The organism is Streptomyces sp. NPDC036815, assembly GCF_055609205.1.
Genome location: NZ_JBVJPW010000005.1, coordinates 85,175 through 104,205, shown reverse-complemented (window position 1 = coordinate 104,205; position 19,031 = coordinate 85,175). Strand labels below are relative to the sequence as shown.

Annotated in this window: 22 protein-coding genes; 11 read left to right on the top strand and 11 right to left on the bottom strand. The window is 69.0% G+C overall.

All coding sequences use genetic code 11. The annotated features are described in order from the left end of the window. Positions 1 to 10 precede the first annotated feature (10 nt). The 6 genes from ACZ69I_RS13520 to ACZ69I_RS13495 all read right to left on the bottom strand — a co-directional run bounded on the left by ACZ69I_RS13520 (position 11) and on the right by ACZ69I_RS13495 (position 5,225). Positions 11 to 256 (bottom strand): hypothetical protein, encoded by a 246-nt coding sequence (locus ACZ69I_RS13520; RefSeq protein ID WP_361716953.1) that lies wholly within the window; start codon positions 254 to 256, stop codon positions 11 to 13. A 102-nt stretch (positions 257 to 358) separates the two neighbouring features. Then, positions 359 to 1,288 carry a type II secretion system F family protein gene (locus ACZ69I_RS13515; RefSeq protein ID WP_470832197.1) on the bottom strand — a complete coding sequence of 310 codons (930 nt, stop codon included), beginning with the start codon at positions 1,286 to 1,288 and terminating at the stop codon, positions 359 to 361. Beyond that, positions 1,285 to 2,334, bottom strand: coding sequence for a type II secretion system F family protein (locus tag ACZ69I_RS13510; protein WP_467670593.1), 1,050 nt, complete (start codon positions 2,332 to 2,334; stop codon positions 1,285 to 1,287). Before ACZ69I_RS13510 ends, ACZ69I_RS13515 begins: the two co-directional genes overlap by 4 nt. Before the next feature lie 7 nt (positions 2,335 to 2,341). After that, positions 2,342 to 3,652, bottom strand: coding sequence for a CpaF family protein (locus tag ACZ69I_RS13505; protein WP_467670595.1), 1,311 nt, complete (start codon positions 3,650 to 3,652; stop codon positions 2,342 to 2,344). Continuing rightward, positions 3,649 to 4,485, bottom strand: coding sequence for a hypothetical protein (locus ACZ69I_RS13500; RefSeq protein ID WP_470832194.1), 837 nt, complete (start codon positions 4,483 to 4,485; stop codon positions 3,649 to 3,651). The genes ACZ69I_RS13505 and ACZ69I_RS13500 overlap by 4 nt, the downstream gene beginning before the upstream one ends. 17 nt (positions 4,486 to 4,502) lie before the next feature. Continuing rightward, positions 4,503 to 5,225 carry a hypothetical protein gene (locus ACZ69I_RS13495; protein ID WP_467670599.1) on the bottom strand — a complete coding sequence of 241 codons (723 nt, stop codon included), beginning with the start codon at positions 5,223 to 5,225 and terminating at the stop codon, positions 4,503 to 4,505. A gap of 817 nt (positions 5,226 to 6,042) precedes the next feature. Between ACZ69I_RS13495 and ACZ69I_RS13490 the strand changes: the two genes are divergently transcribed. Then, positions 6,043 to 6,921: a S1 family peptidase gene (locus ACZ69I_RS13490; RefSeq protein ID WP_470832193.1), complete on the top strand. Its 879-nt coding sequence runs from the start codon at positions 6,043 to 6,045 to the stop codon at positions 6,919 to 6,921. Between the two features lie 63 nt (positions 6,922 to 6,984). Here ACZ69I_RS13490 and ACZ69I_RS13485 read toward each other — a convergent pair whose 3' ends face one another. Next, positions 6,985 to 7,491 carry a DinB family protein gene (locus tag ACZ69I_RS13485; protein WP_470832191.1) on the bottom strand — a complete coding sequence of 169 codons (507 nt, stop codon included), beginning with the start codon at positions 7,489 to 7,491 and terminating at the stop codon, positions 6,985 to 6,987. A gap of 325 nt (positions 7,492 to 7,816) precedes the next feature. Here ACZ69I_RS13485 and ACZ69I_RS13480 point away from each other — a divergent pair, with 325 nt between their 5' ends. From ACZ69I_RS13480 to ACZ69I_RS13435, 10 genes are all read left to right on the top strand, one after another. Next, the gene (locus ACZ69I_RS13480; RefSeq protein WP_470832189.1) at positions 7,817 to 8,593 is read left to right on the top strand and encodes a hypothetical protein; all 777 of its coding nucleotides are present in this window, start codon (positions 7,817 to 7,819) and stop codon (positions 8,591 to 8,593) included. A gap of 141 nt (positions 8,594 to 8,734) precedes the next feature. Continuing rightward, positions 8,735 to 9,409, top strand: coding sequence for a hypothetical protein (locus ACZ69I_RS13475; RefSeq protein WP_470832187.1), 675 nt, complete (start codon positions 8,735 to 8,737; stop codon positions 9,407 to 9,409). Beyond that, entirely contained in the window at positions 9,406 to 10,512 is a 1,107-nt protein-coding gene (locus ACZ69I_RS13470) for a hypothetical protein (protein ID WP_470832186.1), read from the top strand. Before ACZ69I_RS13475 ends, ACZ69I_RS13470 begins: the two co-directional genes overlap by 4 nt. Before the next feature lie 269 nt (positions 10,513 to 10,781). Continuing rightward, on the top strand, positions 10,782 to 11,096 hold the full coding sequence (locus ACZ69I_RS13465) for a hypothetical protein (protein WP_467670611.1): 315 nt from the start codon (positions 10,782 to 10,784) through the stop codon (positions 11,094 to 11,096). Next, positions 11,093 to 12,316 carry a hypothetical protein gene (locus ACZ69I_RS13460; RefSeq protein ID WP_470832183.1) on the top strand — a complete coding sequence of 408 codons (1,224 nt, stop codon included), beginning with the start codon at positions 11,093 to 11,095 and terminating at the stop codon, positions 12,314 to 12,316. Before ACZ69I_RS13465 ends, ACZ69I_RS13460 begins: the two co-directional genes overlap by 4 nt. Before the next feature lie 25 nt (positions 12,317 to 12,341). Then, positions 12,342 to 12,926, top strand: a complete 585-nt coding sequence (locus ACZ69I_RS13455) for a hypothetical protein (RefSeq protein ID WP_470832182.1) — start codon at positions 12,342 to 12,344, stop codon at positions 12,924 to 12,926. Then, positions 12,926 to 13,633: a hypothetical protein gene (locus ACZ69I_RS13450; protein WP_470832180.1), complete on the top strand. Its 708-nt coding sequence runs from the start codon at positions 12,926 to 12,928 to the stop codon at positions 13,631 to 13,633. Before ACZ69I_RS13455 ends, ACZ69I_RS13450 begins: the two co-directional genes overlap by 1 nt. Further along, positions 13,630 to 14,196, top strand: a complete 567-nt coding sequence (locus tag ACZ69I_RS13445; protein WP_470832178.1) for a hypothetical protein — start codon at positions 13,630 to 13,632, stop codon at positions 14,194 to 14,196. The genes ACZ69I_RS13450 and ACZ69I_RS13445 overlap by 4 nt, the downstream gene beginning before the upstream one ends. Before the next feature lie 95 nt (positions 14,197 to 14,291). Further along, entirely contained in the window at positions 14,292 to 14,897 is a 606-nt protein-coding gene (locus tag ACZ69I_RS13440; RefSeq protein WP_470832176.1) for a hypothetical protein, read from the top strand. Positions 14,898 to 14,931: 34 nt separating this feature from the next. Beyond that, the gene (locus ACZ69I_RS13435) at positions 14,932 to 15,486 is read left to right on the top strand and encodes a hypothetical protein (RefSeq protein ID WP_470832174.1); all 555 of its coding nucleotides are present in this window, start codon (positions 14,932 to 14,934) and stop codon (positions 15,484 to 15,486) included. A gap of 505 nt (positions 15,487 to 15,991) precedes the next feature. On the opposite strand, the gene ACZ69I_RS13430 is transcribed toward ACZ69I_RS13435, so the two are convergent. From ACZ69I_RS13430 to ACZ69I_RS13415, 4 genes are read right to left on the bottom strand one after another with little or no spacing between them, the layout of a single operon-like run. Further along, complete coding sequence (locus ACZ69I_RS13430) at positions 15,992 to 16,588, bottom strand: hypothetical protein (protein ID WP_470832172.1); 597 nt, start codon at positions 16,586 to 16,588, stop codon at positions 15,992 to 15,994. Between the two features lies 1 nt (position 16,589). After that, positions 16,590 to 17,273 (bottom strand): hypothetical protein, encoded by a 684-nt coding sequence (locus ACZ69I_RS13425; protein WP_470832170.1) that lies wholly within the window; start codon positions 17,271 to 17,273, stop codon positions 16,590 to 16,592. Next, positions 17,273 to 18,643 carry a hypothetical protein gene (locus ACZ69I_RS13420; RefSeq protein ID WP_470832168.1) on the bottom strand — a complete coding sequence of 457 codons (1,371 nt, stop codon included), beginning with the start codon at positions 18,641 to 18,643 and terminating at the stop codon, positions 17,273 to 17,275. Before ACZ69I_RS13420 ends, ACZ69I_RS13425 begins: the two co-directional genes overlap by 1 nt. Further along, positions 18,643 to 18,948: a hypothetical protein gene (locus ACZ69I_RS13415; protein WP_470832166.1), complete on the bottom strand. Its 306-nt coding sequence runs from the start codon at positions 18,946 to 18,948 to the stop codon at positions 18,643 to 18,645. Before ACZ69I_RS13415 ends, ACZ69I_RS13420 begins: the two co-directional genes overlap by 1 nt. Between the last annotated feature and the right edge of the window lie 83 nt (positions 18,949 to 19,031).

Here is a 19,031-nt window from a genome sequence, read left to right as displayed (position 1 = left end):
CCCGAGGAGGTCAGCAGGTGCTGCCCGCGTCCGCGCCCTCGATGCAGTCGCTCACCTTGTCGGCGCCGCCCTTCAGCGCGGCGTTGATGACGGCCGCCACCACGCCGACGATCGCCACGACGACCGCCGAGATGATGACCCATTCGACCGCCGACGCACCGCGGTCGAGCTCGCCGGAGCGGGCGCGCTGGACGCGGCCCTTCAGGAAGGTCACGAGGAAGTCGACAGCCGGGTGACTGAAGTTCCGTCCGTTCATGATGAGTTGTCCTCTCAGAAGTGGTGGGGGGAGGAGGCGCCGGGCCCCGTTTCGTCCGGCGCCGTCGGAGCGCTCGCCGCGCCCGGAGCAGGCGCGGCGCCGCTAGACCTGGAACACACGCATCGCCGCCGGGAAGATGAGGAAGACCAGGAAGCCCGCGCACAGCAGCAGCTGCGCGACCAGCATCGACTGGGACTTCTCGCCCGCACTGCCCTCGATCTCGGCCAGTTCGCGGTGTCGCATCGTCTCCGCGCGGGAGGCGAGGGACTCGCGCACCTTCGCGCCGTCGTCCGCCACCAGCGCCAGGGACGCCGACAGGTCCTTCAGCTCTTCCACGCCCAGTTCCTCACCGAGCGAGCCGAGGGCCTGCCACTGGCTGACGCCGGTGATGCGGGCGTCGGCCAGAGCGCTTCGGATGCGTTGCGTCGCCCATCCGTCGGAGACTTCCGCCGCCGCCATGAGCGCCTCGGGCAGACCGCGGCCGCCCGCAAGGCTCATCGACACCAGGTCCAGATAGGCGCCGATGACACGGCGCAGGTCGCGCCGCTTCTCCGCCGCGTCCCTGCGTACTTCCAGGTCGGGCAGGAAGAAGAAGAGCACGCCGAACATCAGCGCGAGCCACACCGGGATGATCGGGCTGCGGCCGACGCCGAGCGTGTAGATGATCGCGAAGAGGAACGGGCCGAAGAACACACCCGCCGCGGCGAGCAGCACCTTCGTGGCGAGGAACTTCTCCCAGCTGCGGTCGAGGACCGCGAGGTCGGCCCGGAGCGAGCCCTGCTCCCAGCCCTGCTGGAGGTAGAAGTCGGCGACGCGCGCGCCCACGCGGGAGCGCATCGAGCCGAGCCTGCCGGGGCGCTCGGTGTCCGTGGTGGCCCGCTGCGACTCGTACGCGGCGCCGCGCGCCCGCATCGCGTCGATGCGCGCGACCGTCGCGACGGCGCTGCGCTTCGACGGCATCAGGGCGCGTACGAGGGCGAAGACGCCGAGGCCGAGGATGGCGCCGATCAGTACCGGCATCGTCAGGCTCATCGCCGTACCCCCTCGGACGGGTTGGTGTAGCCCGGCAGGCCCTGCTGGGCCGGGCCCGGCCTGCCGAACTGCGGTGCCTGCTCGGGGCCGCCCGCTACGGGCGCGCCGCCGGGGCCCCGGGGGCGTACGAACTGCACGCCCGGCTCGTCCTTGACCAGGAAGCGGTCCGGCGTCTCCACCGTCGACAGCTTCCGCAGCCACCAGAAGCCCAGCGCGAACAGGGCGCAGACCATGGCGAGCACGAGCTGGCCGACGGGCGTGCCGTACGGCTCGACGAACTCGCGGTTGAAGATGGAAAGGCCGAGCACGAAGGCGATGGAGACCGCGACCACGATCTGCACCGAGCGGCGGGTCGAGGCGCGCTGCGCCATGACGCGCTGGCGCATGTCGACCTCTTCGCGCGCCGACTTGGCGAGCGCGCCGAGCACCTGGCGCAGGCCGGGGCCGCGCAGCTTGGCGTTGAGGATGAGGGCGGCGACGATGATGTCCGCCGAGGCGTCGTCGATCTCGTCGGCCAGGATCTGGAGTGCTTCGGGGAGCGGCGTGCGTGCGCGGAGGCGGTCCACGAGGGCGTCCAGGTGCGGGCGGAGCACGGGCGCGGCGGCTCGCGCGGACGCGGGAATCGCCTGTTCCAGGCCGACCGCGCCCGCGATGGTGTCGCGCAGCGACTCCGTCCAGGCGGCGAGGGCCTCGACGCGCTTCATCTGGGCGCGTTCCTCGGCGGCGCCGCCGAAGAGCTTGTCCCAGAAGAAGACGAGGATGCCGGAGGCGATGCCCGCCACCGCCCAGCGGGTGAGGAGCAGGACGACGAGGCCCACGCCGATCGCGGCCGAGCCGCGCCGCCCGATGAAGCGGATCAGTTCGCTCGCGCGCTCGCTCGCCCGGTGCTTCTCGTGGGCGGGCTTGACGGGCAGCCCGCGGATCGCCACGGCGAGCAGCGCCAGGCCGCCGCCGGCGGCGACGCCGCAGCCCAGTGCGTACAGGACGGGCAGCGAGAAGACGCCGCCCATGGCGCCGAGCCCGTCGAGAGCGGCAAGTGTGTTCATGTCGTGCTCACCCCCATTGCCCGGCGGGGCGGTAGCCGAACGCGGCCAGGTCGTCCATGCAGGCGATCGGCGCGTGCGCGACGACGCGGCCGTCCGGCGCCTCCGCGAAGACCTCGCTGGACAGGACGCGGCCGTCGACGCCGTTGACCTCGCGGACCGAGGTCACCATGCGCTGGAGCTTGCCGCCGGACTGGTAGTTGTTGCGCCGCTGGATGAAGACGACGAAGTTGACCGCGCCCGCGACCAGCATCTGGCTCGCCTCGATGGGGAGGCGTTCGGAGGCCTGGAGCGCGTAGGTGGAAATGCGGTTGAAGACCTCGCTGGAGCTGTTGGCGTGGATCGTGGAGAGCGAGCCGTCGTTGCCCTGCGACATCGCGTTCAGCATCGTCACGATCTCGTCGCCGAGGACCTCGCCGACGATGACGCGGGAGGGGTTCATACGGAGCGAACGGCGCACCAGCTCCGCCATCGCGATCTCGCCCTGGCCCTCGGAGTTGGGCAGGCGCTCCTCGAAGGCCACCACGTTCGGGTGCAGGTCGGCGAACTGGTCGAGGCCGAGCTCCAGGGCGCGCTCCACGGTCACCAGGCGCTCGTGCGGCGGGATCTCGTTGGCGAGGGCGCGCAGCAGCGTCGTCTTTCCGGCGTTCGTCGCGCCCGCGATCATGATGTTCTTGCGGGCCCGGACCGCGCAGGCCAGGAAGTGGCCGATCTCCGGCGTGATGGTGCCGTTGCCGACGAGGTCGGACATGAAGACCTTGCCCATGCGGGCGCGGCGGATGGAGAGCGCGGGGCGGCGCGTGACGTCCATGACGGCGGACAGGCGCGAGCCGTCGGGCAGCCGCAGGTCGAGCTGCGGGTTGGCGGAGTCGAAGGGGCGCGACGACAGACCCGAGTACGCGCCGAGGACCTGGATGAGCTCGACGAGTTCCTCGTCGGTCTCGGCGACCGGGTCGGCCTTGGCCTCGCGGCCGTCGGCGTATCCGACGAAGACCTGGTCGCAGCCGTTGATGTCGATGTTCTCGACCTCGGGGTCGTCGAGCAGCGGCTGGAGCCGTCCGACGCCGAAGAGCGCGGCGTGCACGGCGGCCGCGTACTGCTCCTCGGTCTCCGCGTCGAGGGGGGTGCGCCCGGCGTTGATCTCCGCGCGCGCGTACTCCTCCAGGATCTGCGCGATGACGGCGCGGGCGTAGTGCCGCTCGTCCTCGCCCGACATCGGGGTGACGCCGGAGACCTGGTCGAGACGGCGCTGCTCGGCGATGCGGTCACCGGCGTCCTGCCGGAACCGCTTGACGAGCTGGTGATCGACGGGTGCGCTCATCGGGCCTGTCCCGGCTGCTGCGCCACGGGGTTGGTCCAGGCGGCGCCGTACTGCTGGTACAGGTCGACGGTCACCTTGCGCGCGGAGCGGATGAGCAGCGACTTGTCGAGGCGGCCGCGCCTGCGTCCGGCCAACTGGTCGGCGCCCGCCGGGTCGTCGGCGAGGGTGCCCACGACGCGGGCGCCGGTCTGCGCGGCCATCAGCATGTCGTTGACCTGGTGGACGAGTTTCGCGGAGGTCGCCGGGTCCGCGATCAGGAGTACGCCGATGAGGGGCTGGGCCAGCGAGGCCGCGCCGCGCGCACCGCCGTGCAGCTTGGTCGCGAGGGCCGCCGCGCGGTCCCGGACGCGCGCGATGGCCTCGGGCTCGGTGCGCGAGACGAGCAGCACGAGCGCCGCGTGCGGGAAGAGTTCGACGGCCGGGGTGTCGCCGCTGATCCGCCCGCAGTCCGCTATGACGTCGGCGGGTGCCTGCGGCGAGTCGGCGAGCTGGGAGAACGCGCGGCCGAGGGTGGGCCAGAGCCCGGCGAGACCGGCGGCCTGCTCGGCGATGCCCAGCCCGACGAGCACTTCGAGTCCACCGCTCAACGGCTGCGTGTGGTCCCAGAGCTGGTCGGGCACGAGGCCGCGGCGGGCGGTGGCGGCGATGCTCAGCATGCCGGTGTTGGGGTTGAGCGGGCCGCCGTGCGCGGCGGCGCTGCGGTAGACCAGGTCGCCGCCCGCGGGATCGGTCTCGGCCACCAGTACGCGGCGCGGCCAGACGGCGGCGAGCGCGACGGCGGCGGTGGTGACGCCGGGGGAACCCTTGTCCGCGGCGAGTGCGATGAGCGCCATGTCTCTTCTGCTCGCCTTTAGTTGGTGTCGTCGGAGACGCGGGCGACAACGACCTTGCCCTCGGAAGCGGCGCTGGCCAGGGCGGCGGCCTCCTCCTGCGGGACGAGGAGGGTGATGTTCTGGTTGCCGGTGCTGACGGTCGCGTCGCTCTTGTCCGCGATGGTGAACACCTTCGCGTCGGCGACCAGCGGGGTGCCGGAGGACGAGGAACCGCTGCCGGTCGACCCCTTGCCGGTGGACGTACCGGAGACGACCGGGTAGGCGGCGACGGTGTCGCCCGCCTTCAGGTCGGAGGGGTACTGGCCCTCCTTCAGGGAGAGGCCCACGCTGGCCTTGCCGGCGGGCAGGCCGGTCTTCCTCGCGAACATCTCGCCGACGACGACGGCGCCCGCGGGGATGGCGCTCTTGGCCTTCAGCTTCGCGAGGACGCCGCGCTGCTCCCACTTCACGTAGTTGATACCGCTGTCGTCGGAGACCATCACGTGGTCGATGTTCTTGCCCTCGGCGGGCGACTCGCCCGCCGCGATGGGCGCGGTCACCCGCACGACCTCGATACGGTCACCGGCGCGCAGCACGAGCACGGTGGCGCCGAGCGCGCCGACGAGGATGAGGAGCACGGCGAGTGCGGCAAGTGCCGGTTTGCGCTCGCGAGGCGGCGCGGGAAGGCGCTCACCGACCGCTGGCTGAGCCGGCGCGGCGGAACGGCTGTTGCCCGCCCCCGTACGCTCCTGGATCTTCACGCAACTGCTCCCCGCACACCCAAGAAGATTCGGTCAATTTTGATCATTTGCGACACCGGCGACTCTCTCGCCTGTCCCGGGCGGGCTATTCAGCCTCAGACCCAGTGTCAAGTCATCGCACCGTATCAGCAGCACATAAGCCCCTCAAGGCGCGTTAAAGATCGCGAAGCTCACACCCCTCATCGTTATCCACACGCAATCCGCACCCCTCGGTTCTGACGCCGTTCCGATGTCGCGTCCAGGACTTGGGGGATGGGGAATGTGTGCGTACGCGAATCGGGACACTTTGCGCAACTGGCGCCGCACGACGGTGGAACGGCGTGATCCGTCGACCCCCAGGGGGACGCCAGTAGGGGCCGGGGCGGTTCCCTCGGGCAGGTCGGGGCGACGGGGAGTGCCGTGACCCGCCCCCACGCCTGCCGGACCCGCCCCCACGCCCGTCGGACCCACCCCCACGGGACGCGCCCCACTCCTCCCCACAACCCACGCAATTCCGGCCGCCGCTGAGCCCCTCGTACGGATGGAGGCGCCCCGCCGGAAAACCGGCGACTGCCGGAATGAACCCTCTCCGCACCATTCACCTCTCCCCTTTCGACGTGATCGACGTGATCGACGTGATCGACGTGCTCGACGCGACGCGAGAGGATCCGCACGAATTTGTTGAACTGCTAATCAAATGCCGTACGTAACGGCCTTGTTGGCGGGCCACTCGGTCCGGGCCTCTCGTGCACAGAGCGGCGCACCCACCCCGCCCCACAGCGACCACGGCGCGCCGCGATTCCGCAATTCCTGCCGTACGAAAGAGAAGCAACCCCCCATGAATGCCAAGAGAACCCCCACGCGCACCCGCAAGGCCCCCGCCGCCGCCCTCGCCGCGACCGCCGCCGCCCTCGCGATGGTCGCCACCTCCGCCCCCGCCGCGCACGCGATCATCGGCGGCACCGCGGTCCCGAACGACGCCTACCCCTTCATGACGGCGATCCTGTCGAAGGGCCCGGGCAGTGCGCTCGACCGGCAGTTCTGCGGCGCCAGCCTCGTCACCCCGGACACCGTCGTGACGGCGGCGCACTGCCTGGTCGACGACGCGGGCAAGCCGGTCAAGCCCAAGTCCCTCCAGGTGGCCGTCGGCCGCACGGTCCTCTCCGCGAAGCAGGGCCAGATACGCGGCATCGCCAAGGGCGGCGTGGTCGTGCACCCGCGCTACCTCAAGGGCAAGGAGGCGTACGACGTGGCCTTCCTCCAGCTGGCGAAGCCGGTCCGCGGCATCCCGGCGGTGGCGCTGCCCACGCAGGGCACGGACGCGCTGATCCGACCGGGCCAGAAGGCGATCGTCGCGGGCTGGGGCAACACGGACACGGAGATGACCCACACCCCGGACCGCCTGCGTGAGGTGAAGGTCCCGATCCTCTCCCACGCCGAATGCGGGACGAGCTACAAGGAGTACGACGCGAAGGTCAACTTCTGCGCCGGCGTGGAGACGAAGGACTCCTGCCAGGGTGACAGCGGCGGCCCCATCTTCCGCAAGGTCCCCGGCCGTGAGGCCCCGATCCTGATCGGCGTCGTCTCGTACGGCGAAGGCTGCGGCGGACAGGGCGCACCCGGCGTCTACACGTCGCTGAGCTCGTCGAAGCTGTGGAATACGCTGGACGAGTCGCCGTCGGGCAAGAAGATCAAGCGAGCGATGAACCGGCGCTGAGACAGGGGCCTTGGGCCTCGGGCCGGGGGCGCTCGGACACCACGTCCCGGCGCCCCGGGCCCGTTACTCCCCGACGGCTCCGTCGATCCGCTCCCTGAGCAGGTCGGCGTGGCCGTTGTGGCGGGCGTACTCCTCGATCATGTGCGTGAGGACGTAGCGCGCCGAGTACGTGTCTCCGCGGAAGTCGACCGTGGCATCGAGGGAGTCCAGGGCATCCACGATGGCGCGGGAGCGGGCGCATTCGGCGTGCCAGATCTCGAATGCCTCGTCCGGATCGGCGTCCTCCACATCGAAGTCGGCATGCTCGCCGGGGACGCGGCCCTGCCAGTTGGCCCTGACGGACTCGCGGTTCAGGACAGTGCGGAACCAGCTCCGCTCGACCTCGGCCAGGTGCCGGACGAGCCCGAGCAGCGACATGTCGGAGGGCGCCACGGCCCGCTCCTTGAGCTGCTCGGCGGTCAGCCCCGCGCACTTCATGGCGAGGGTGTCGCGCTGGTACTGCAGGAAGGCGGTCAGCGAGACGCGTTCGTCGGCGGCGGCGTGCGGGGGTTCGATCCTGTGAGCGGGCATCGGGCCATCATGTCCGGATCGGGGCGGACGCGCTCGTCATGACGGGGCGTGGAGGTCGGGGGCCGCTACTCGCGGGGGCGACGGCCTGATCTCCCGCACGGCCCCCGACCGACGGACTGACCGCAGACCGACGGACCGACCCGCAGACCGACGGACCGACCCGCACGACATCGGCCATCACCCAGGGCGCGGGGGCCGACAGGTGCCTGCCGCCGCTCCGGCACCGCCAGTAGAGTGCGGGCCCGTACAGCCCCACCCGTCACTCACCTCACAGCCGTCGCGCGAGCCACCGACTGTCCGGGGCGCGGCACAACGAGCCGTCCGCGTGCGGCTGCAGACTGGAGACCTCCTCATGATGCGGATCCGCACCGGCCTGGTCGCTTCCGTCCTCACCGTCCTGTCCGTGGCGGCGCTCGGCGCCTGCTCGGACTCCGACGCGCCGGAAGACGGTCCGGGCACCAAGTCGACGTCCAAGCCGCCGTCCGCCGCGTCGAAGAAGGAGGCCGCGGACCCGGCGGCCGACCTGAACCGCGCCGCCCTGACCAAGAGCGACGTGAGCGGCTACCGGGTCAGCAAGCCCGAGCAGAAGTACGCGTTCGCCAAGTCCAGGGGTGAGATAAAGGCCGACAAGTCGGCGTGCGCCCCGCTCGCGTACGCGATGAACCAGTTCGCCCCCGGCGCCCCGCGAGCCGAACTCACCCGCGTCGCCTCGCCCGGAGGCGACTCGGTGGGTGCCTTCACCTACGTCACGCTCGCCACGTACGCGGGCGGCGCGGCGAAGACCACCCTGGCCGAACTCACCGAGGCCGTCGGCGCCTGCGCCGGGGGCTTCACCGCGAAGGCGGCCAAGAACAGCACGGCGTACGACGCGGTCTCCCGCGACGACGCCCCCGCCCGGACCGGCGCCGACGAGTCGACCGCCTTCCGCGCCACGACGAAGTTCAACGGCGCCTCCCACACCGTGCGCACCCAGGTCGTCCGCCACGGCGACACCCTCGCCGTGTACTTCGCGGTGGACGGCATGGCCCTCGCCCAGGGCCGTCCCGGAGACGCGAAGGTCGCCGAGGCGGTCGCGAAGGCGCAGAGCGCGAAGCTGGGCTGAGCCGCCTCCCCGTCGCGTCACGACCCGGTGACAGTCCGCTGAAATCTGGCATCTTGTCCCGCTATCGAATCTGGCGGAACCAAAACCCCGTGGTTAACGTCGGCCTGCTGGAGACATCCCTCGTCCCACCGGGAGCCGACCGTGAACCGCCGCACCATGCCTGTCGCCACCGCGCTCGCCGCGACCGCAGCCCTGCTTCTGACGGCTTGCGGCAGCGGGGACGACGGCGACTCCAAGAGCAAGGACAAGATCGCCGGGGCCGATCAGGACACCGGTGAGCCGGAGAAGTCGACGAAGCCGTCCGGCGCGCCCGCCAAGGCGAAGCCGGACGGCGTGGACGTGTCACTGCCGAAGAGCATGAACCTGGTCTTCGACTGGGACAGGCCGAAGGACGAGAACGAGGCGGCGGCGATGGATGATGCCGCGAACTTCTTCCGTGCCATCTACCGGGGCGTCGACAAGCGCACGTCCAAGGAAGGCGCCGTCGCCACCTACGCCACAGGCGACGGGCTCCACTACGCGAAGACCCAGATCGACAGCTGGATCGACGGCGGCTGGACGGCGGACGGCACCCTGCGTCATTACCGTGCGACCACGAGGTCCGCGACGAACGGCAAGTCGGTCGAGGTCGCGTTCTGCGCGGACGCGAGCAAATTCTACGGCAAAGAGACCAAGACCGGGAAGATCCTGAAGACCGAGAAGAGTCTCAAGGACTTCGACTATTACAAGATCGTGATGGTCAAGTACCCCACGGGCAGCGACCTTTGGCAGGCGTCGAAGGTCTTCGTCGAGACGAGGGCGGAAAAGTGCCAGTGAACAGATCACTTCGCCCGGCGAACAGATCACTTCGCCCGGTTTTCACCACTGCCGTTCTTACGCTCGCCCTCAGCACTCTCGTCCTCACCGGACCCGCCCATGCGGGCAAGCCCGTGGGGTCCGGCAAGGGCGCCGGCACGGAGGAGAGTGGCGGCGGAGACGGCAAATCCGGCATCTACGCCGCCGCCCAAGTCCACTACTCCGGATCCGTAGCCAAGGGTGGCAGCGGCCGCGGCAACATCGCCTCCACCGACGTCAACTGGGCGCCCCCGCCCTGCTGGTACGCCCCGGCCTACGGCGCCAAGCAGTTCAAGAAGAAGATGTCCAAGGAGCTCAAGGAGGCCGCGAACGCGCCCGGAATGGCCGGTCACGCGGGCGCGGCGATCAATCAGCTGCAGCGGCACTACGAGGACGACTACGGCTGGACCGACACCCCCGGCTACAAGGACTACAACGTCGACAAGGACGGCGAGGGAATGTTCTGGGCCGCCGTCGAGAACCCCGACGAGCCGGACTACCTGAAGCGGACCTCGTGCAGTGACATCCCCTTCTGGGTCGAGAACGGCGAGCCCCCGCCGCCCCAGCACGAGGAAGCCATCAAGCCGGAGATGCTCGCAGCCCTCGCCTACCAGCACATGGAACTGCCCAAGACCAAGGTCTCCCTCGCGCCCGACGGCACCACCAAGGTGAACCTGCCCACCTGGGCCTGGCTCGACAAGGCCGCCTTCGACGACGTCCGGGCGACCGCCGCGATCAACGTCCCCGGCTTCCACATCGAGGCGACGACGACCGCGAAGCCCAAGGCGCTCACGCTCGACGCGGGCACCGAGGACGCCAGCATGCTTCCCGCCGACGGCGAGTGCCCCATCGTCGACGGCAGGATCGGGGAGCCCTACGCGAAGGGCAAGTCGAAGGAGACCCCGCCCTGCGGCATCGTCTACCACCGGTCGAGCGGCGGCAGGACGCTCCCGCTCAAGGCCGCGCTCACCTGGGAGATCAGCTGGACGGGCACGGGACAGACCGCCCCCGTCGAGATGCCGGACGGCACGATCGAGGTGACGCAGGAGGTCACGGTCGAGGAGGTGCAGTCCGTCAACCGCTGACCGGTGCCGGGCCGGCGCCCCGTACCACCGGCCGTGCCGCGGGCGCCCGGCTCGAACTCGGCGCGATGCCGGCCCGCCATCCGTGCCCCAGTCCTGCACGACTCGTGGATTTCACGTCACAGGGCAGTGACATTCCGTCCGTATACGACGGATTGACACGATTTCGGAACTGGTGACGGCGAGAACCCTACCGTTATCGTCGATCCGCAGTGGGGCGGCGAACGTCGTACCGGAGCGAAACCGAATCACACCGTGCACGGGGGAATCTGATGAGTGGGAGAACACGCGCCGATCTGGGCGTGATCAGGGAATGCTCGGAGTCGCTGTTCAGGATCCATCGCGAGTTCAAGGACAACAGCAACCCGGCGGACGGGTTCGACGACGCGCTCGGCAGCGAAAAGCTTCGCGACGTTTTCGATGATTTCTCGGAAACCTGGAAGAAGACGCGCAAGAAACTCATGAAGGACATCGAGCAGCTCGCCAAGTTCACGGACACCGCGGCCGACACGTACGACAAAGTGGACCACGAACTCGCCGAGGCCCTCCGCAAGGCCCGCAAGGACGCCAAGAAGGGGAAGAAGTGACTGCGCGCCCGAGCGACTGGGAACCTCTGCACATGGGCGACCCCGTACCGGGTGACCCGTACGAAGTCGCGCGGCTGGGCAAGAAGCTGCGGAACATGGCCGACGAGATCGACAAGCAGGCCCGGAACATCGAGGCCCTGGCGTCCGTGGAGAGCTGGGACAGCGAGGCCGGCCGCGCGTTCCACGAGATCGCCGACGGGACCTCCGGGCGTCTGAAGCGGTCGTTCGAGCGTTCCGACGAGGCGGCCAAGGCCCTCGGCACCAAGGTCGTCGAGGGTGAGTCCAAGGAGTACGCCAGCGAACTCCACCGCGCCCAGAAGATCGCGGACAAGGCGCTCAAGGACTACCGCGAGGTGGAGGGCGACCTCGGGGACACGGACACGCCTCTCAAGCCGACGGGGACGAAGACGCCGTCGGACGCGTCCGACACCGAGCGCGAGCGGGCGGCCAAGAAGCGGTCGGCGGCGCTGAGCACCATGAGCGACTGCCGGGGCGAGATCTACCGCGCGATAGAGATCCGTGACGACGCCGCGAAAGCCGCCGCGAAGCACATCAAGAACATCATTCACCATGACGGGGTACGTGACCCCGGCGGATTCATGAACTGGCTGGCGGACTGGGCCGACAGATTCTCCAATCTCTCGGCCATCTTCTCCATCCTGGCCGTCATATGTGCCTTCGTACCGCCGCTCCAGGTCCTGTTGCCGGTATTCACCGCCCTCGCCGTCATCACCAGTGCCGCCGCTCTGGCCGGGCACGCCTACGACATGACCGCGCGGGGCGGAAAGCTCAATCTGCTGAAGCTCGGTCTCGACGCTCTGGGCGTCATGCCCGGAGTCGGGGCCCTCAAGGGTTTCAGCGCGTTGAAGGGCCTCAAGGGCCTGTCCAAGCTGCGGGGCATCCGGTTCAGCGGTTCGGGTGCCGGGGCGGGCGTCACGGACAAGTTCTTCAACGGAATCGCCGTGAAGGGCGTCAACGCCCTGCTCAAGAAGGCGGGCAAGCCCGTCCTGTCGGGCGAGCGGATCACCGCGGGCATCAAGACCGGAAGTCTCGGCAGCGCGCTGTACAAGATCTTCACCGGCAAGGACGGTGCGGCCACCGGAGACCCGGGCGACCCCGCGCCGAAGCCGCAGGGCACCATTCCGCCCACCCCGCGGCCCTCGCCCCAGCCGTCGCCGACCCCGTCACCCAAGCCGTTCCACACCGCGCTCGCCCACTAGCCGTCAGCGAAGGAGCACGATTCACATGCCCGACGAGGAAGACAGCAACCGCGAACCCGGGCCGTGGGAGTACAGGGCCCGCGAGGGAATCATCAGAAAGATGATTCCCGGTGACGTCCTCGCCGCGGTACCGGCTGCCCGGGAAGCCGCCGAGGCCGAGGGGCGCAGGCTCCAGTTCGACTTCTTCGACGACGAAGCGGTCCTGAAGATGCTCCGCCTCCGCCACATCGACGAGACCCAACTGCACCGCGCGGGCAAGCGGTTGGCCTTTCCCACGGCCATCATCCTCTTCGGGCTCTTCGCCTACTGGGGGGCCTACGTCCAGTACTGGGAGTCCACCCGCAACCAGAAGCTCTACTACGTGGCGGCGGGTGTCGTCCTCGCCGGCCTCGTGGTGTTCTTCGTCGGAACGCTGATCCGGCAGTGGGGAAACCGCCCCCGGCAGAAGGTCCGCGCCAGGGCGGCGGCCTATCGCAAGGTCGCCCACATCGCCGCCGAGAACGGCGGTGACGTTCCCGCCTTCTACCCCCACTACGGGCCCTACCCCTTCGCCGCGAACTTCCACGCGGACGCCGACGAGCTGGAACTGCCGGACAGGAACAGGTTCTGATGAGTGTGGTCATACCCGAGGGCGGGCCGTCCGAGGCCTCCGGCACGACCGCCCCCGCCGACGGGGAACCGATCAACGTCCGCTGGGTCATGCCCGAGGGATTCTTCGAACTCCCCACGGAAGCCGAGTCCATCGACGACCTCGCCGACCAGCTCCTCCGGCTGGCCGAGGACATCATTCCCAAGGGCACCCCGGACATGCAGTACCGGTGGGCCGCCATGTGCGTCGCCTCGTACGACGAACTGGTCGAAGCGGGCGTCCAGTACGCGGGCTTCGTCATCACCGAGGTCGACGGCACGCGCTGCACCGCGAACGTGAACCTCTCGCTCGTCGACCTGGCCGAGGAGGCGAGGGTCAGCCCGGTCCACAACACCGCGCAGGCCCTGCGCGCGCTGGGCCACGGCGATGTGGACGAGATCGAGCTGCCCTGCGGCCCGGCCGTCTCGTGGGTCGGTACGCGCCAAGCGGTCATCGAGGCGGCCATCGCCCCCTCCGGGCAGGACGAGCCGTTCTGGACGTCGTTCATCAACGTCCAGGTACCGCTCTCCAACGGCACGGCGGTCGTCCTGGAGATGACCACCCCGACCCAGGAGGGCTGGGACGTCTTCTCCTCGATGTTCGCCGGTATCGCGAAGAGCCTGACGCTGTTCGACACCGAGGGCAATCCCATGAACACACGCGGAAAGCTGCTGGAGATCCCCGGGTGACCGAGACCGCCCCCTCGCACCCGCACGACGAGCCCCCCGAGGACTACCGGCTGCTGGTCCCCCGCGACTGGTTCCGCGTCGACCTCACGCTCGACCACTGGCGGCCGCAGCTCAAGACGTTCGTCGACCGGCAGGCCGCCGGACGCCACCTGTCCGCGGAGGCGCGGCAGGGCCTCTGGACCACGCTGCGCAACACCGCCGAGAGCGGGGTCTCCCAGGGGTCCCTGGAGCTGTTCCTGAGATCGGAGTCGACCACGGAGGTGGCGACGCCGGCCACCCTACTGGTGTCCCTGCTCGCGATGCCGGGAGACCTGTACGCCACCCCGGACGACTGGGCACGCTCCCTCGCCGACCGCAGGGGCAGCGGCGCCGAGGTGACCCTCATCGACCTCCCCGCAGGCCGCACGGTCCGCGTCGCCACGGCGACGGCCCTGGACCTCTTCGTCCACATGCCGGGCAGGGCGGGCTACCTGCTGCTCGCGTTCACCGTCCCGCTGAGCGGCGTCGCCAGCCCCATGGGCAAACTGTGCGAGGCGATGGCGCGGTCGCTTCGGTGGGTGTGAGGGGGTGGTGGGCCGCCTGGGGGGGCCCGGGTGCCCCTTGGAGAACCAATGACGGCCTGGAGGGCGTCAGCGTCTGAACTCCGCTGGAGGACCGAGTGACCGTCATCTTCTCCCTCGACACGGACAGCAACGCCACCGTCTGGCCCGCCATGCCGATTCTCGGCGAAGGACGGGGAGCCGCGCGCGAGCGCAAGAAGTGGGCGCGGCGCACCTCGGAACTTCTCTGGGGGCTCGTCGACGCTGAACCGGTCGACAAGAAGCAGGTCAAGATGCTGGCCTTCGAGCTCGACTCGGCGGCCGAGCTGATCCCCAAGACCGTGCCGGTGCACCAGATCTTCCTCTACGTTCCCGACCCTCGGCGCGAGTTCCTGACCTTTCTCGTGCATGCGGGGCCGAGTGAGGGCGACGTCGACACGACCCTGGACGAGCTCGTCCAGAAGAACGAGCCGGGCGCCGCCCAGGACCCGGAGGTCATCGACTTCGACACCGAGCGGCTGGGGCGCGGCAAGCGTTCGATCCGCTACTTCGTCGCGTCCAAGGCCGAGGCGATGTGCTGCTCGGTGAATTACGCGTGGCGCCTCGAGTCCCTGGGCATCGACGTCATCGTGCGCACGCTCGGCGAGGACATCGGGTGGATCACGTCGAACATCGAGGAGTTCGACGCGTTCGCTCGGAGTCTGTTCGTCAACCTCGAGCGGTGAAGCAGCGGTCGTGGCGTGCCAGGCCATCCCAGCTGTGAACCACCGCACTCTTCCCGTTGCTGCCGCGCTTTTCGTGGCCACGGCGCTGTCGCTGACGGCCTGTGGCAGTGGCTTCGACGCGAACGAGCCGATCAAGGGGGCCGAGCAGGGTGACGCCGGCAGCACGCCGAGTCCCAGAGCATCCCGAAGCGCATCGGCCGAGGTCGCGGACTTCGGCCTTCCCCGCGACGTCAAGGTCCACATCACCCCGGACAAGACCGGCGACAAGGCCAAGGACGCGATCCTGCGCGCGCAGGCGGAAGTGCTGATGGCACGTCAACGCGTCTTCGTCGACCTCGACCCCAAGTCCACGTTCCTCTCGACGTACTTCACGGGCAAGGCCGAAGCGTTCTACACACAGCAGTTGCTGCAGTTGCAGCAGGCGAAGAAGCGCGGAAAGACCATCTCCGGGACGTATCGCTACTACGACCGCAAGACGCCCACTCCGAACGACTACACGCGCTACGACACCGTGCTCAGGAAGGCGAACGGCGGCGTGTGGCAGCTGCAGAACCTCAGCGCCCGCCCCGACGCCAAGGAATGCCGGTGAGGAACTCTCAGCGGCGGCTGCTCCCCGTCTCGTGCGGGGCCGCCCTCATCTCCCCCCCTGTCCATCCAGGCCGCGACGGCCGGAGACGGGCTCGGGAAGGCGCCGGAGGGGAGCGTGGAGCAAGGAGGCGGCTCCGGCGGAGGCTCCGTCTCGGCCCAGGTGCAGTTCGCCACGAATTTCAAGGAGGAGAAGGGCGCGACCTACATCCAGCCCACTGACCCCTCCTGGAAGCCTCCCGTGTGCTGGACGCAGCCGAAGTTCAGCCCGGAGCAGTACAAGAAAGACATGAAGAAGACTTCCCCGGTCGATCCTGAAACAGGAAAGACCCTCCCGGGTTGGGACAACGGGCCCAGATCACCTGGAAGGTGACGTGGACGGACTCCGCGAACCCTGCCGGGCCTCCCCGGAAACCCGGGCTCCCCGACGGCCTGTCGTCCTTCGAACAGGACGTCACCGTGAGGGAAGTTCAGTCCGTCAATCGCTGACCCGCGACCGTCGAGTCGGCCTACTCCCAGTGGAGCGTCCCGGCCACGGTGTCGAAGAGCTCCACCATCTGTCGCGCCAGACCCTCCATGGGAGTGGAGAAGGTGAGGTTCAGCCACTGCCTGCTCGCGGGGATCGGAACGTGGTACGTCACGGTGGTCGTCGCGAGCGTGTTGCCCATCTGACGCTCGGGGTCAGCGGCTTCGGTCTTCTCGGTGCGTACCGCGTCGCCCGCGGCGTCCAGTGTCCGCACCTCGGCGGGGCGACCCGTGTCCGCGAGCCGGCGCGCCAGATCGTGGGCCGTGCTGCAGCCCGGCCAGCCGTCGGGAAGCAGGCTCACGAGCAGCGACGACGCCAGTGGCAGACCCTCGACGGTCAGCAGCGAGATGTACAGCTCGACACCGCCCTCGCGGTGGGCCGCCTTCGCCTGCTTCTGCAGGTCCCGCATCAGGCGTTCCTTGAGTACGGGCGCGTTGTCGATGCCCTCGAACTGCCGGTCGGCCAGTGCGGCGATGCCGCGGTCGCGCTCGTCGGGGTCGAGGTGCAGCTGGAACCAGCCGGCGGGCACGAAGATCGTGTAGTCGCTGGGCGGGGTGTCCCATTCGGTGCGGAGAGGCATGTCAGAACTCGCCAGGGGGTTCGGGGGCATGGTCCGTGCCGGGCCCCGGGGCGACGGGCACCATGTGCATGGTGGGCATGAGGCGGTCCACGAGGTCCGTCAGCTCATCCGTACGTTCGAAGTTGAGCCATCGCGCCTCGGCCACGAAGATCTCCTCCCTGCCGTCCGGCCAGACCCCGTACTGGAGCGACTCACTGAGTTTCTTGCCCCAGCCGAAGCGTCGCTTCTCGACGAGTACCGTCTGTACGCGGACCGCAGGGCCGATCGGCAACTGCACGCCGGACACCTGCGGCTCGCCCTTCGGCTCGGCATAGGGCCACTTCAGCAGCTGGGGCAGGTATTCCTGCGGCGAAGGTCGCTGGACATCGTCCTCCCCGAAGGCGAAGACCGAGAAGTCGGCCATCAGAATTCCGCCCTCCGTGTATGCGGCCATGGCCAGCACAGGGCCGGATTCGTATGCCGTAAGCGCCCGGTTCTCCAGCTCTTCCCGAAGCGAGGCCTTGCTGACCCCCAGTTGCAGCGGGTCAAACTGCTCCACGAGGTCCGCAGCGATCTTTCGGGCCTCCGCCCGTGTCCCTTCCTGGAGGGTCAGCGGAAGCCAGCCGTCGTCGAAGTCAAAATCGACGAGGTAATCCTCCTCGGGATCAGGAGCACCCTCCGCTGTTTCCCTCTGCGCTCGCTCCATCAGCTCACCTCATCAATCAGGAGACCACCGGCCGTGACTCCACTGCCAGCCACGTTCAAGGCTGTCGCCCGACGCGCCAGTCCGTTGACCTCGTATCCCGGCCCGAGGGACTTGCTCAGGTGCTTCAGTTCCTTCAGGTCTGAGGCGACGGAGGCGTCGGAGAGGGACATCGACTTGACCGCTCCCTTGATCGCGCTGCCATTTCCACGGTCCCGCAGTGACTGCCTGGCTTCACGGTAGCCGCCCTTGAAGGCATCCGACCAAGCAGCCTTATGGAATACCTCGGTGACCGGCTCCCGGATCGACTTCGTAATGTCACCCTTCTGAAGCCCCTGGATATGCCTCGCGTCACGGTTGTACTTGTGTCGGTTGCGCTTGGTCTGCCGAGCGGTGCTCTTACCACTCTTGGCTGTTCGCATGCGACTCAGCAGCCCCTTGGCATACCGCCCACTGACCTTGGACATCGCCTTGCCCGCGCCCATCATCAACAGCCCCACCGCAGCCGTGGCGAGCGCTGTCCACGACTCGTCGCCCATTCCGACCTGGATCGCGGTGCAGGCGATGTTGACCAGCGTGGCCAGCATGGATACGGCGCCCAGGAAGCCCGCCAATCCCTGACCGACGACAGGGATCCAGCCGACCGCCAAGGCAGCGATACCGGCCCACTTGGAGATGTGCTCCGTCCAGTACGCCACTGTGTTCACGACTTGGGCGAAGTCGTCCCAGAATCCGTCCTTGAGCGCATCGTCGGAGATGACGTCGTCGATGGCGTCACGCGCCCTGCGCGCCGCGTCGTCGCGGATGCTCTGCGCCTTCTGGAGCTTGTCCCTGGCCGCTTCCAGGGATTTCCCGGCGACCTCCGCCCGGCCCTCCAGCTTCTTCTTGCGCCCCTCGTCGTCGTCCTTGGCGCCGCCGCCCTTCCCGGTTTCCCCGGTCAGGCCGTCGAGGCTCTTCTTGGCGGCGCTCTTTTCGGCCTCGGCCTCCCGCGCCTCCTGCCGGGCGATCTCCGCGATGCGCTGGGCACGGTGGAGTTCCGTGGCGTAACTGCCGGGCTGCGCCGATGCGTTCGACTCGTAGTCGGGACCGTGATCCACGATGCGGTCGCCGACCGCGTCGGCCACGGTCTCGTAGCGCTTGTGCGCGGCTTCCAGACGGCCGCGACACTTCTTGGCCTTCTCCCGGAACTCTTTACCGGCGTCGCTGTCCCAGGACTTCACCTCGGACGCCGCCTTGAGATGACGAACCTGGCGTTCGAGCTCGTCTGCCGTCCTGCGGAGCTTGCGGCCCAGTTGTTCCAGTCGGTCCGGATCGCCGGGAACCGGGTCCTGATAGGCCAACGGCTGCCAGTCCTTGGGGCGCGCGCCGGCCATCAGGGCTTCTTCTTGTCGGCGTCACGGAGGGCCTTGGCCAGCTCGCTGTCGATCGTCTCGTATGCCTTCGCGGCGGCCTTCGCGATGTCGCCGAGGCGCTTGATCTCGTCGCCGAGTTCCTCGCGGTGACTGTCCCAGTTGTCCACGAAGTCCCCGAACTGCCAGGCCAGGTCGTGTTCACCGAAGTCGTCCTCGTACTGCCCCTTGAGCTTCCCGAGAGCGTCGAACGCTTCCTTGATCTTGCCAAGCCCGACGCCCATCTCGCGGATGACGTTCAGGTCGTCGATCCTCGAGTACTCCCCCACGAGGCATCTCCTCCGTGCGCCGTAGTCTTCCGTCGCTCGTCACTTCCGCACTGCCGCTCACGGTTCCCCGGCGTCTCCGAGGG

Bases quoted from the DNA above. Each gene is read 5' to 3' on its own strand.
- ACZ69I_RS13455 (WP_470832182.1), top strand. From the start codon at position 12,342: ATGCCCGACGAGGAAGACAGCAACCGCGAACCCGGGCCGTGGGAGTAC.
- ACZ69I_RS13420 (WP_470832168.1), bottom strand. From the start codon at position 18,643: ATGGCCGGCGCGCGCCCCAAGGACTGGCAGCCGTTGGCCTATCAGGAC.
- ACZ69I_RS13465 (WP_467670611.1), top strand. From the start codon at position 10,782: ATGAGTGGGAGAACACGCGCCGATCTGGGCGTGATCAGGGAATGCTCG.
- ACZ69I_RS13490 (WP_470832193.1), top strand. From the start codon at position 6,043: ATGAATGCCAAGAGAACCCCCACGCGCACCCGCAAGGCCCCCGCCGCC.
- ACZ69I_RS13505 (WP_467670595.1), bottom strand. From the start codon at position 3,652: ATGAGCGCACCCGTCGATCACCAGCTCGTCAAGCGGTTCCGGCAGGAC.
- ACZ69I_RS13510 (WP_467670593.1), bottom strand. From the start codon at position 2,334: ATGAACACACTTGCCGCTCTCGACGGGCTCGGCGCCATGGGCGGCGTC.
- ACZ69I_RS13520 (WP_361716953.1), bottom strand. From the start codon at position 256: ATGAACGGACGGAACTTCAGTCACCCGGCTGTCGACTTCCTCGTGACC.
- ACZ69I_RS13515 (WP_470832197.1), bottom strand. From the start codon at position 1,288: ATGAGCCTGACGATGCCGGTACTGATCGGCGCCATCCTCGGCCTCGGC.
- ACZ69I_RS13450 (WP_470832180.1), top strand. From the start codon at position 12,926: ATGAGTGTGGTCATACCCGAGGGCGGGCCGTCCGAGGCCTCCGGCACG.
- ACZ69I_RS13485 (WP_470832191.1), bottom strand. From the start codon at position 7,491: ATGCCCGCTCACAGGATCGAACCCCCGCACGCCGCCGCCGACGAACGC.
- ACZ69I_RS13430 (WP_470832172.1), bottom strand. From the start codon at position 16,588: ATGCCTCTCCGCACCGAATGGGACACCCCGCCCAGCGACTACACGATC.
- ACZ69I_RS13500 (WP_470832194.1), bottom strand. From the start codon at position 4,485: ATGGCGCTCATCGCACTCGCCGCGGACAAGGGTTCCCCCGGCGTCACC.
- ACZ69I_RS13425 (WP_470832170.1), bottom strand. From the start codon at position 17,273: ATGGAGCGAGCGCAGAGGGAAACAGCGGAGGGTGCTCCTGATCCCGAG.